Origin of the sequence: Staphylococcus sp. FSL H8-0121, assembly GCF_038008425.1 — a bacterium.
GTDB lineage: Bacteria > Bacillota > Bacilli > Staphylococcales > Staphylococcaceae > Staphylococcus > Staphylococcus pasteuri.
Genome location: NZ_JBBOZB010000001.1, coordinates 744,671 through 756,493, shown reverse-complemented (window position 1 = coordinate 756,493; position 11,823 = coordinate 744,671). Strand labels below are relative to the sequence as shown.

Genomic DNA, 11,823 nt, shown 5'->3' with positions numbered 1-11,823 from the left:
ATGGTAGTTGGAGATTTCCCAATTGAAACAGATACTATTGTAATCGGAGCAGGTCCTGGAGGTTATGTTGCAGCAATTCGTGCAGCACAACTAGGTCAAAAAGTAACAATCGTTGAGAAAGGTAATTTAGGCGGCGTTTGCTTAAACGTTGGTTGTATTCCTTCTAAAGCTTTATTACACGCATCTCATCGTTTTGTTGAAGCACAACATTCAGAAAATTTAGGGGTAATTGCTGAAAGTGTTTCTTTAAACTATGAAAAAGTTCAAGAATTCAAATCATCAGTAGTTAACAAATTAACTGGTGGAGTTGAAGGATTATTAAAAGGTAATAAAGTTGAAATCGTTAAAGGCGAAGCTTACTTTGTAGATAATAACAGTTTACGTGTTATGGATGAAAAAAGTGCTCAAACTTACAATTTCAAACATGCTATTATCGCAACTGGTTCTAGACCAATTGAAATTCCTAACTTTGAATTCGGTAAACGCGTTATCGATTCAACAGGTGCGTTAAACTTACAAGAAGTACCTGGTAAATTAGTTGTAGTTGGTGGCGGTTATATCGGTTCAGAACTTGGTACTGCATTTGCAAACTTCGGTTCAGAAGTAACAATTCTTGAAGGTGCCAAAGATATTTTAGGCGGCTTTGAAAAACAAATGACACAACCAGTTAAAAAAGGCATGAAAGAAAAAGGTGTCGAAATCGTTACTGAAGCTATGGCTAAATCAGCTGAAGAAACTGAAAATGGTGTTAAAGTTACTTATGAAGCTAAAGGTGAAGAACAAACAATCGAAGCTGATTATGTATTAGTAACTGTTGGACGTCGTCCAAACACTGATGAATTAGGCTTAGAAGAATTAGGTCTTAAATTCGGAGAACGCGGTTTATTAGAAGTTGATAAACAAAGCCGTACTTCAATCGAAAATATTTTCGCAATTGGAGATATCGTTCCAGGTTTACCACTTGCTCATAAAGCTAGCTACGAAGCAAAAGTTGCTGCAGAAGCTATTGATGGACAAGCTGCAGAAGTTGATTACATTGGTATGCCAGCAGTATGTTTCACTGAGCCAGAATTAGCTCAAGTTGGATATACTGAAGCGCAAGCAAAAGAAGAAGGTTTATCAATTAAAGCTTCTAAATTCCCTTACGCTGCAAATGGCCGTGCATTATCTTTAGATGATACTAATGGTTTTGTTAAATTAATTACACTTAAAGAAGATGACACAATCATCGGTGCTCAAGTTGTTGGTACTGGCGCATCAGATATTATTTCTGAATTAGGTTTAGCAATTGAATCAGGTATGAACGCTGAAGATATTGCTTTAACAGTACATGCTCACCCAACATTAGGTGAAATGTCAATGGAAGCAGCTGAAAAAGCGATTGGTTACCCAATCCACACAATGTAATTTAACGAATTAGTTAAATGAGACTGGCAACATAATTGTTGCCAGTTTTTTTATGTTGTCAAAACTATATACAATCTTAGTTTAAAAATATTAAATCAGTTGTTTGTTAAATGCTTGTTCGATAGACTGAATATATATTCTATTAAACATATTGGAGTGAAAAACATGGAATATCAATATCCCTTAGATATAGACTGGAACAATGAGGAAATGATGTCAGTCATTCATTTCTTTAATCAAATTGAAAATTATTACGAATCATCTGTTAAAGGCGAAGATGTCAAAAATGCTTACAAAACTTTTAAACAAATAGTCCCTGGTAAAGCAGAAGAAAAACAAATATTTAAAGAATTTGAAAAAAGTAGTGGATATAATAGCTACAAAGTTGTTCAAGAAGTGACTAAAAATCCCGATCAACAAGTCTTTTCTGCAAAGTCATAATCCATAATACAAATCATTTATTTTAAAAAGTATTGATTATAAAGTTATATTTTGGTATTTTTATTAAGCGTTAAACAAAATGTTTGATAAAAGTAAACTTAATATAGCTTTTTTTAGGTGGTTTCAATATGGATATAGGTTATAAACTTAAGAATCTTAGGAAAATAAAAAATTTAACTCAAGAAGAATTGGCAGAAAGAACTGATCTTTCAAAAGGATATATTTCCCAAATAGAAAGTCAAAATGCATCACCAAGTATGGAGACATTTTTAAGTATCTTAGAAGTCTTGGGTACTTCAGCAAGTGATTTCTTTAAGGAATCAGAACAACAAAAGGTCATTTATAAAAAGAAAGATCAGGTCATTTATGATGAATATGATAGGGGCTATATATTAAATTGGTTAGTAACTAAATCTAATGAATTTGAAATGGAACCACTTTTATTAACATTAAAACCTGGTGCGTCTTATAAAACATTTAATCCATCAGAATCTGATACATTTATCTATTGCTTGCAAGGTCAAGTTACACTTCAATTAGGTAATACTTGTTATCATGCTAACAAAGAAGATGTATTTTATTTTAAAGCGAACGATGATCATCGTCTATTTAATGAAAGTCATGAAGAAGTGAAAATATTAATTGTTGCAACAGCATCATATTTATAAGGAGTTGTAGAAATTGGCACCATTATTATCATTTAAGGGAGTAAGTAAAGGATATGATGACGTTCAAATATTAAATGAAATTGATATTGATATAGAGTCTGGACACTTTTATACATTGTTAGGTCCTTCTGGATGTGGTAAAACAACGATTTTAAAATTAATAGCTGGATTCGAATATCCTGATAAAGGTGAAGTTATATACCAAAATAAACCAATCGGTAAGTTACCTCCAAATAAGCGAAAAGTGAATACAGTATTCCAAGATTATGCATTATTTCCACACTTAAATGTATTTGATAATATCGCATATGGATTACGACTTAAGAAAATGAGTAAATCTGCAATAAAAGATAAAGTAGAAGAAGCTTTACGATTAGTAAAACTTTCAGGATATGAAGAACGCAATATCAATGGTATGAGTGGTGGTCAAAAGCAACGTGTTGCTATAGCACGAGCGATTGTTAACGAACCAGAAATACTTTTATTAGATGAATCATTATCCGCTTTAGATTTAAAATTACGAACTGAAATGCAATATGAACTACGTGAATTGCAATCAAGATTGGGGATTACATTTATTTTCGTAACCCATGATCAAGAAGAAGCTTTGGCTTTAAGTGATTACATATTTGTAATGAAAGATGGTAAAATTCAACAATTTGGTACACCTAATGATATATATGATGAGCCAGTCAATCGATTTGTGGCAGATTTTATTGGTGAATCTAATATTGTAAAAGGAAGAATGGTCGAAGATTTCGTTGTTAATATTTATGGTCAAGATTTTGAATGTGTAGATATGGGAATTCCTGAAAATAAAAATGTAGATGTAGTGATTCGTCCTGAAGATATTTCTTTAATCGAAGCAGATAAAGGCTTATTCCAAGTAAAAGTTGATTCAATGCTTTTTAGAGGGGTACATTACGAAATTTGTGTAGTTGATAGAAAAGGATATGAGTGGGTAATTCAGTCGACACGTAAAGCAGAAGTTGGTAGTGAAGTTGGTTTATATTTTGAACCAGAAGCTATTCATATTATGGTACCTGGAGAAACGGAAGAAGAATTTGATAAACGAATTGAAAGTTATGAGGAAGTTGATAATGCGTAATACAAATCGTTTATTGCTCATCCCGTATTTAATTTGGATGGTTCTTTTTATTATCATCCCAGTGGTACTTCTCGTTTATTATTCTTTTCTCGATAACCAAGGACATTTTAGCTTTACTAACTATGAACACATCTTTACATTTAGTTATTTAAAAATGTTTACTGATTCAATCCTTTTTGCAGCTATTATAACAATTGTAACGCTCGTGATAAGTTATCCAGCTGCTTACTATATTGCACAATCAAAATATCAAAATTTACTATTAATGATTATGATTATACCAACTTGGATTAACCTATTATTAAAAACATATGCATTTATTGGTTTATTAAGTCATGATGGGTTAATTAATCAATTATTAAATATATTTCATTTATCTCCAATAAACATGTTATTTACAGCAGGTGCGTTTATTGTGGTGGCTAGTTATATCTATATCCCATTTATGATACTGCCTATATTTAATAGTATGAAAGCTATACCTAATAATTTACTACAAGCATCTAGTGATTTAGGTGCCAGTCCATTAACGACATTTAGAAAAGTGATTGTACCATTAACAAGAGAAGGTGTAATGACAGGTGTACAAGTTACCTTTATACCAGCATTATCATTATTTATGATTACTCGTCTTATCGCAGGTAATAAAGTTATTAATATTGGTACAGCAATTGAAGAACAATTTTTAACTATTCAAAACTATGGAATGGGATCTACGATTGCATTATTCTTAATCATCTTCATGGCATTTATATTAATTATGACAAAATCTAAATCTAATCATAGGAAAGGGTGAGAAATGTGAAATGGTATGGCAAGCTTTATATAAGTATTTTAATTGCTGTGTTATATATACCCATTTTGTTTTTGATGGTATATTCATTTAATTCAGCAGGTAATATGATTCATTTTGAACATTTCACATTAGAACACTATCAAACCTTGTTCCAAAATGATAAATTAATTTCTGTCATTTTTAATACGGTCGCAGTCGCATTAATTGCAGCTGCTGTCTCAACTTTAATAGGTACTTTAGGTGCAATTGCTATTTATTATTTAAGAAATAAACAATTTAAAGTAACCTTATTAACTTTAAACAATGTATTGATGGTATCATCTGACGTTGTAATTGGTGCTTCTTTTTTAATTATGTTCACTGCTATAGGTCATTTTACTGGATTAGGACTTGGTTTTTGGACAGTTTTGGCATCACATATTGCATTCTGTATACCGATAGTTGTTATCGTTGTATTACCTCAATTATATGAAATGAATGATAGTATGTTGAATGCTGCAAGAGATTTAGGAGCTACAGAATCACAACTATTGAGTAGTATTGTGATACCTAATATAATGCCTGCAATCATCGGTGGCTTTTTTATGGCATTAACGTATTCTTTAGATGATTTCACAGTGAGCTTTTTCGTTACTGGTAACGGATTTAGTGTGCTTTCTGTAGAAGTCTATGCCATGGCTCGTAAAGGTATAAGTATGGAAATTAATGCTATATCAACAATATTATTTGTCGTTATAATGATAGGTGTCATTGGTTATTACGCGATTCAGCACATCGTTCAACGTAAAAAACATACGAAACGAGGTGTGAATACATGAAGCGATTTTTACAATTAATTTTAATCTCTATCATTATCGGTGCTTTATGTTTAGCAGTCAGTCATTGGTTTAAATCAAAAGAGAATACAGATACCAATCAGAAAATTTATGTATATAACTGGGGAGAATACATTGACCCAAGTTTAATTAAAAAGTTTGAAAAAGAAACAGGTATACAAGTAGTATATGAAACATTTGATTCTAATGAAGCTATGGAAGCAAAAATTCGTAACGGTGGTACGCATTACGATGTAGCGTTTCCAAGTGAATATACAGTACAAAAATTAAAACGTGCACATCTTTTAGAACCACTTGATCATAAAAAAATACCTAATATTAAAAATTTAGATTCAGATTATATGAACATGCCATATGACCGCCATAATAAATATTCATTACCTTATTTCTTTGGTACTGTTGGTATTTTATATAATAAAGATAAGTATCCAAATGATTCTTTTAATAGTTGGAAAGATTTATATAAACCAAAATATAAAAATGAAGTACTTTTAGTAGATGGTGCTCGAGAAATTATAGGTTTGGGTCTCAATAAATTGGGATATAGTTTGAATGATAAAAATCCACAACATATTAAAAAAACTGAATCAGATTTACAGAATTTAGCACCACAAGTAAGAGGTGTCGTAGGTGATGAAATTACAATGATGCTTCAACAGAATGAAGGTAATGTGGCCGTTGTTTGGAGTGGGGTTGCTGCTCCATTAGTACAAGAAAGTGACAAATATAATTACGTTATTCCTAAAGAAGGGTCTAATTTATGGTTTGATAATATGGTTATACCAAAAACAGCGCAAAATAAAGAGGGCGCATATAAATTTATGAACTTCTTATTAGATGCAAAAAACAACAAACAAAATACCGAATGGGTAGGCTATGCGACACCAAATAAAGCTGCAAGAAATATGTTACCAAATGATATTAAAAATGATCATAGATTTTACCCTAATAAAAAGGAACAACAACGCTTAGAAGTTTATCAAGATTTAGGTCAAGATACATTAAGTGAATATAACGAAAGTTTTTTAAATTTTAAAATGTCGTTAAAGTAGAATGAAAATGGTAGTTATTTTATGTTATTTTCGATATAATAACTTGATAAGTAAAGTAAGGAGTTGTAACGAATGACAGGAGAGCAATATACTCAAATCAAACGTCCAGTCAGTCGACTAACAGAAAAAGTATTAGGTTGGCTTAGTTGGGTATTCTTACTAGTGTTGACAATTGTCACGATGTTTATAGCTTTAGTGTCATTTAGTAATGATACATCAATTGCTAACTTAGAGAATACATTAAATAATAATGACCTTATTCAACAAATGTTGGCAAATAATAGTTTAAGTACTACACAATTTGTAATTTGGTTACAAAATGGTGTATGGGCTATTATAGTGTATTTCATTGTTTGTTTACTGATTTCATTTTTAGCATTAATATCTATGAATATTAGAATTTTATCTGGATTTTTATTCTTATTATCAGCAATCATTACGATACCATTAGTGTTACTTGTTGTAACTTTAATTATTCCAATTTTATTCTTCATCATAGCAATTATGATGTTTGTAAGAAAGAACAAGGTAGAAGTCGTACCAAATTATAATAACGGTTATGGTTACCAACCTTATAATGAAGTTCCAGAGCAAGATACACATCAATATGAACCTGAACAAGAAGAAAGAATTGAGAAAACAAGTCAACGTAGACGACCATCACGTCGTAGTATGGAACGTAAAGAACAAGCATATGAACCAACTCAAGATGCTACAGCACAAAATGAAGAAAATAATGAAACATATGATGATAAATATGAACAATTTCCTAAGCGTGCTGTTGAAAGTGAATATCGTTCAGATGATGATGAACAAGAAGAAGAACCTACAGTATTATCTAGACAAGCTAAGTATAATAAGAAATCTAATTCTAATAACGAAGCACAAGTTAATCCAGAGGCTTATAATGATAGTGCATATGATGAAGCACAAAATAATTATAATGATGAACCTCAGATTGATCCAAAAGAACTAAAAGCTCAACAAAAGAGAGAAAAAGCAGAAATTCGTGCTAAGAAAAAAGAAAAGCGTAAAGCATATAATCAACGCATGAAAGAAAAACGTAAAAATCAACCAAGTGCTGTAAATCAACGTAGAATGAATTACGAAGAACGTCGTCAAATGTTCGGTGAAACTGAACAAAAAATGAGAGATAACGTTAAGCAAGATAATCAAAATATTGATGAAGAAAACAACTCTAAATAATAATTTAAAGACCAAAAATGAAAGTTTAGTATTCATTTTTGGTCTTTTTTTCTAGAGTATTAAAATTTTAGTGTATTAATTAGCAAGAAAAGACAGTTTTTAGTATTATTAAGGTAAGGATTTAAGGAGGTACCGAAATGAAAAGAAAAACAGAACTTATTTTAGCTTGGATTGCTAATGGATTGAGTAGTTTATATTTATTATTAGTAATCGTAGGTTATTTCGCTATGAAGTCAGGAAGCGGTGCATCTCAAAATGAAGAAATGGTAAGCAAAATGATGGGAAGTAATCAAGATATGTCTATGGACATGCTTGCAACATCAATTGCTTTATCAATGGGTGTGTTAGCTTTCTCTACTATATTAGGAATTGTTGGTGCGCTAACTGTTAAAGGAAGACGTAAATTAGGCGCTGGTTTATTAATTGCAGCTGCAATTGTTGGTATTATGGCAACTAATATTATTGCGATGGTATTATGGTTAATTTCTGGTATCATGCTACTTGCGAAATCAGATAAACAAGGACCAACTAATCAATTCCAAAATAATAATTCTTATGATGATTCAACCAAGAGACAAGAGTGGAATCCAGAAGAAGAATTAAAAGAACATCAACAAAGCAAAAAGCCATATACTTATTAGATAAAACACCTTCTAATAACTATTGATTGAATGATTAAAAAATGGAGCAACTTCATAAAATATCGTAAAGTAAAACAACCTTTTGGGATTTTCAAATAATCTCAAAAGGTTGTTTTGTTTATATTTAATCTCAGTGAATATTGTTAGCTTCATTTACAATTCTTGGAATGTTTGAATAATAAGATAAACATTCAAAATACTTAAGATAATAATAAGTGACCAAGAAATCACATTTACCCATCTTTTATTAATAAATGGACCCATTAATTTTTCATTACTTGTCGCTAATTGTAATGGTATTAATGTAAATGGTAATGCAATACTTAAGAATACTTGTGAAAATACTAGTAATTGTTCAATTTTAGCTTCATTGCCATTAAAAATAATTAAGCAAATAATAACTGGAATAATTGCTAGTGATCTTGTAATTAATCGACGAAGCCAATTTGGTAATCGGAATCTTAAGAAACCTTCCATTACTATTTGACCTGCTAAAGTACCAGTGATTGTTGAATTTTGCCCTGAAGCAAGGAGTGCTACCGCGAATAATGTGCTCATAACACCACCTAATGTTGCACCAAGTAATGGTTGAGTTTTTAATGCATGATATAAATCATAAAATCCACCTAATTCATCTGCATTTGAGCCAAAGAATAAAGCAGCGCCCAAAGTTAATAATAAGCAGTTAATTACAAATGCAATTGATAATTGGATGTTTGAGTCAATTGTTGCATATTTGATTGCTTGAGCTTTATCATCATTATTATTTCTATCATACTTTCTTGATTGAACGATTGAAGAATGTAAATAAAGATTATGTGGCATAATTGTTGCACCAACAATACCTAAAGCAATATATAAAATACCTTGATTAGTAACAATTTCTTTATGAGGTAAAAATCCATTTAATAAGTTAATGACATTAGGTGATGATATATAAACTTCGAATATAAAGATAGCTAATACTGTAAAGATAAGTGTACCTACAATAGCTTCAATTTTTCTAAAACCAAATTTCATCATAAATAAAAGTATAAACACATCACATACTGTAATTAGTGCACCAACAATTAATGGAATATTGAATAATAAATTAAGTGAAATGGCACTTCCGATTACTTCAGCAATATCTGTCGCGATAATAGCTAGTTCTGCAATTATCCAAAAAATAACAGCAACAGGCTTAGATAAATAGTGGCGTGTCATTTGAGCCAAATCTTTCCCTGTGGCTATCCCTAATCTAACAGTCATACTTTGTAACAACATAGCAGCTAGACTAGAAATCAAAATGACAAATAGCAGTGTATAACCGAATTGTGCGCCACCCTGCATTGAAGTAATCCAGTTGCCAGGATCCATATATCCAACAGCAACTAATAGACCTGGTCCAATAAAAGCTAATAGTTTTTGACTGGCATTACTTTTGTAGTCAAAATCTATCGTATTATTAATTTCTTCTAAGCTTTTTTGATGTTCATGATTGTCTGATTGCTTATTCATAAATTAAATCACCTCTAATGTAAAATCATAATGATATATTAACCTAATTATATTTTTAGGTCAACCTAAAAATATTTTACACTATTAAAAAATACCCGGACATCATTTCAATGTATCAGGTATTTTATAACAAATTATTATGCGTGATAGAATTTTAAGAACTGGTCAAATGTTTCTTCTACAAATTGAATAAATGATTTGTCAGACGTTAAACGATTATCGTCAGGTGAGATTGCTCTAGCAACGAAAAATTCACCTTTTTTAACATTTTTAACGCGTTCTATGGCTTCATGTAATTGATCATCTGTAAAATCTTTAATTAGTGGTTTTTCTGGTTTCATATGGTCAAGACACACACTATAATCTGAAGGGAGATGTCTTAATGTGTCGAAATGCTTATCAAATGTTTTAACACGTTCAGCTTTGTCTTTAGCTTCATGCATAACACCAAACATTACAAATAATTGGTCTCTAAATAATCCAATTTGAAAGTGGGGCAGCATTTTGTAACCACGTTTGTTTGGAGCAAATGCAACCCAGGTATCTTTAGGTGGGTTAACACTTCTTCTGGCATGTTTTGCGACGTGAGGATAGAATGTTTCCCCAGTTTGAGTACTAAAATACTCTGTGAAATAATCACCTAATTGATGAAGTTGAGGTCTAACATGTTCATTAAGTGCTTCCATAAGTTCATCAAGACCATCTACGTCAAAGGCTTTAAAATTTTCAGGTGTAAATGTATATTTTGTCATAACTTGCCTCCTAGGGTAATAATTAAAGTTATTGTAGCATAACCATGACTAGAAATTCTAAATTGTAGTTTCAATTTTATACATAATTTCATGTAAAAAGGGGAATCTAACATTATAAAAAAGGGATAGTTATCGTGTATAATAGATATTAATAGGAGATGATACCATGGCACTTTACGATTTTGCTAAAGGATTAGTTTTAGAAGCGGGTAACAAAGTCCGTTTAATGATGAAAGAGGATTTAAATATAGAAACCAAATCCAACCCTAACGACTTAGTGACTAACGTAGATAAAGCAACAGAAGATTATATATTTGAAATGATTCACCAAAATTATCCGGAACACAAAGTGATAGGTGAAGAAGGTCATGGTCACGATTTAAAAGATATCAATGGTGTGGTTTGGGTCGTTGATCCAATTGATGGCACTTTAAATTTTGTTCATCAACAAGAAAATTTTGCGATTTCTATTGGTATTTACCACGAAGGTCAACCATACGCTGGATTTGTATATGACGTAATGAGAGATATTTTGTATCATACTAAAGTTGGTGAAGGTGCTTATGAGAATAATCATCCATTGGAAAAATTAAAATCTACGCAATTAAAAACAAGTATTATTGGTATTAATCCTAATTGGTTAACTAAACCTATTATGGGGCCTATATTTACACCAATTGTTGATGATGCTCGAAGTGCTAGAGCATATGGTAGTGCAGCGCTAGAAATTGTTAGTGTAGCAAAAGGGCAATTAGACGCTTATGTAACGCCAAGACTACAACCTTGGGATTATGCTGGCGGTTTAATGATACTTAATGAAGTAGGCGGTAAAGGTACTAATTTACTTGGTGACGCTTTAACAATTAACCAACCCAATTCTATTGTTATGGCAAATCCTTCATTACACGATGAACTATTAAATAATTATTTAAATGAGTTTGAAGAAACGTTACGAAAACATCATAAAAGAAGATTTGGTCGATAATACCTACAATGATAAAAATAAGTCCATGGAAGACTCTAATGCCTCCATGGACTTTTACAATTTTATTTTGAAAATATATTGTTAAAATAAAATTAAATGATGATGAATTCGTGTTAAAAGAAGTTTTAATTCGTTTTTAAGGGGTTATATCATTTATAACCAATTATTTTCACGATATTTCTTTTTTACTGTGAAACCGACACCAAATGTTGCAACGAGTAATATAAATGTTAAAATCATCATTGGAACATTTGCAGCACCAACACTAAAACTAAAAAGCAATAAAAAGATTACAGCTAAAATTGAGAATACCCAAAATACGCCTTTAGATTTTTTTTGTTGCATCCCATACCCCACCTTTTACTTATTTTTTCTCTAATATATGATATAATAAAAAAGTTGTAATTAAAAGTGGGAGTTTACTTAAGAAA

The 11,823-nt window shown here is 31.0% G+C and carries 13 protein-coding genes; 10 read left to right on the top strand and 3 right to left on the bottom strand.

Annotation, left to right across the window (positions count from 1 at the left end):
• From lpdA to LFT63_RS03595, 9 genes are all read left to right on the top strand, one after another.
• Positions 1–1,407 carry a dihydrolipoyl dehydrogenase gene (gene lpdA, locus LFT63_RS03635; RefSeq protein WP_017637693.1) on the top strand — a complete coding sequence of 469 codons (1,407 nt, stop codon included), beginning with the start codon at positions 1–3 and terminating at the stop codon, positions 1,405–1,407.
• Positions 1,408–1,572: 165 nt separating this feature from the next.
• On the top strand, positions 1,573–1,848 hold the full coding sequence (locus LFT63_RS03630; RefSeq protein ID WP_017637692.1) for a UPF0223 family protein: 276 nt from the start codon (positions 1,573–1,575) through the stop codon (positions 1,846–1,848).
• Between the two features lie 128 nt (positions 1,849–1,976).
• Entirely contained in the window at positions 1,977–2,516 is a 540-nt protein-coding gene (locus LFT63_RS03625) for a helix-turn-helix domain-containing protein (RefSeq protein ID WP_017637691.1), read from the top strand.
• Between the two features lie 13 nt (positions 2,517–2,529).
• On the top strand, positions 2,530–3,624 hold the full coding sequence (locus LFT63_RS03620; RefSeq protein ID WP_017637690.1) for an ABC transporter ATP-binding protein: 1,095 nt from the start codon (positions 2,530–2,532) through the stop codon (positions 3,622–3,624).
• Entirely contained in the window at positions 3,617–4,420 is an 804-nt protein-coding gene (locus LFT63_RS03615) for an ABC transporter permease (RefSeq protein ID WP_017637689.1), read from the top strand. The genes LFT63_RS03620 and LFT63_RS03615 overlap by 8 nt, the downstream gene beginning before the upstream one ends.
• Positions 4,421–4,425: 5 nt before the next feature.
• On the top strand, positions 4,426–5,238 hold the full coding sequence (locus LFT63_RS03610; protein ID WP_029055525.1) for an ABC transporter permease: 813 nt from the start codon (positions 4,426–4,428) through the stop codon (positions 5,236–5,238).
• Positions 5,235–6,308, top strand: coding sequence for an ABC transporter substrate-binding protein (locus LFT63_RS03605; protein WP_029055524.1), 1,074 nt, complete (start codon positions 5,235–5,237; stop codon positions 6,306–6,308). The genes LFT63_RS03610 and LFT63_RS03605 overlap by 4 nt, the downstream gene beginning before the upstream one ends.
• A 72-nt stretch (positions 6,309–6,380) precedes the next feature.
• Positions 6,381–7,514 carry a lipoteichoic acid stability factor AuxB gene (auxB, locus tag LFT63_RS03600; RefSeq protein WP_029055523.1) on the top strand — a complete coding sequence of 378 codons (1,134 nt, stop codon included), beginning with the start codon at positions 6,381–6,383 and terminating at the stop codon, positions 7,512–7,514.
• Positions 7,515–7,651: 137 nt separating this feature from the next.
• Positions 7,652–8,155 (top strand): DUF4064 domain-containing protein, encoded by a 504-nt coding sequence (locus tag LFT63_RS03595; protein WP_340767973.1) that lies wholly within the window; start codon positions 7,652–7,654, stop codon positions 8,153–8,155.
• A gap of 153 nt (positions 8,156–8,308) precedes the next feature.
• Here LFT63_RS03595 and LFT63_RS03590 read toward each other — a convergent pair whose 3' ends face one another.
• Positions 8,309–9,655 carry an Nramp family divalent metal transporter gene (locus LFT63_RS03590; RefSeq protein WP_017637684.1) on the bottom strand — a complete coding sequence of 449 codons (1,347 nt, stop codon included), beginning with the start codon at positions 9,653–9,655 and terminating at the stop codon, positions 8,309–8,311.
• Between the two features lie 137 nt (positions 9,656–9,792).
• Positions 9,793–10,407, bottom strand: a complete 615-nt coding sequence (locus LFT63_RS03585) for a YktB family protein (protein WP_340767971.1) — start codon at positions 10,405–10,407, stop codon at positions 9,793–9,795.
• A gap of 166 nt (positions 10,408–10,573) precedes the next feature.
• Here LFT63_RS03585 and LFT63_RS03580 point away from each other — a divergent pair, with 166 nt between their 5' ends.
• Positions 10,574–11,392 (top strand): inositol monophosphatase family protein, encoded by an 819-nt coding sequence (locus LFT63_RS03580; protein WP_017637682.1) that lies wholly within the window; start codon positions 10,574–10,576, stop codon positions 11,390–11,392.
• A gap of 153 nt (positions 11,393–11,545) precedes the next feature.
• Here the strand turns inward: LFT63_RS03580 and LFT63_RS03575 are convergent, their stop codons facing one another.
• Positions 11,546–11,737, bottom strand: coding sequence for a DUF5325 family protein (locus tag LFT63_RS03575; protein ID WP_029055520.1), 192 nt, complete (start codon positions 11,735–11,737; stop codon positions 11,546–11,548).
• Positions 11,738–11,823 lie beyond the last annotated feature (86 nt).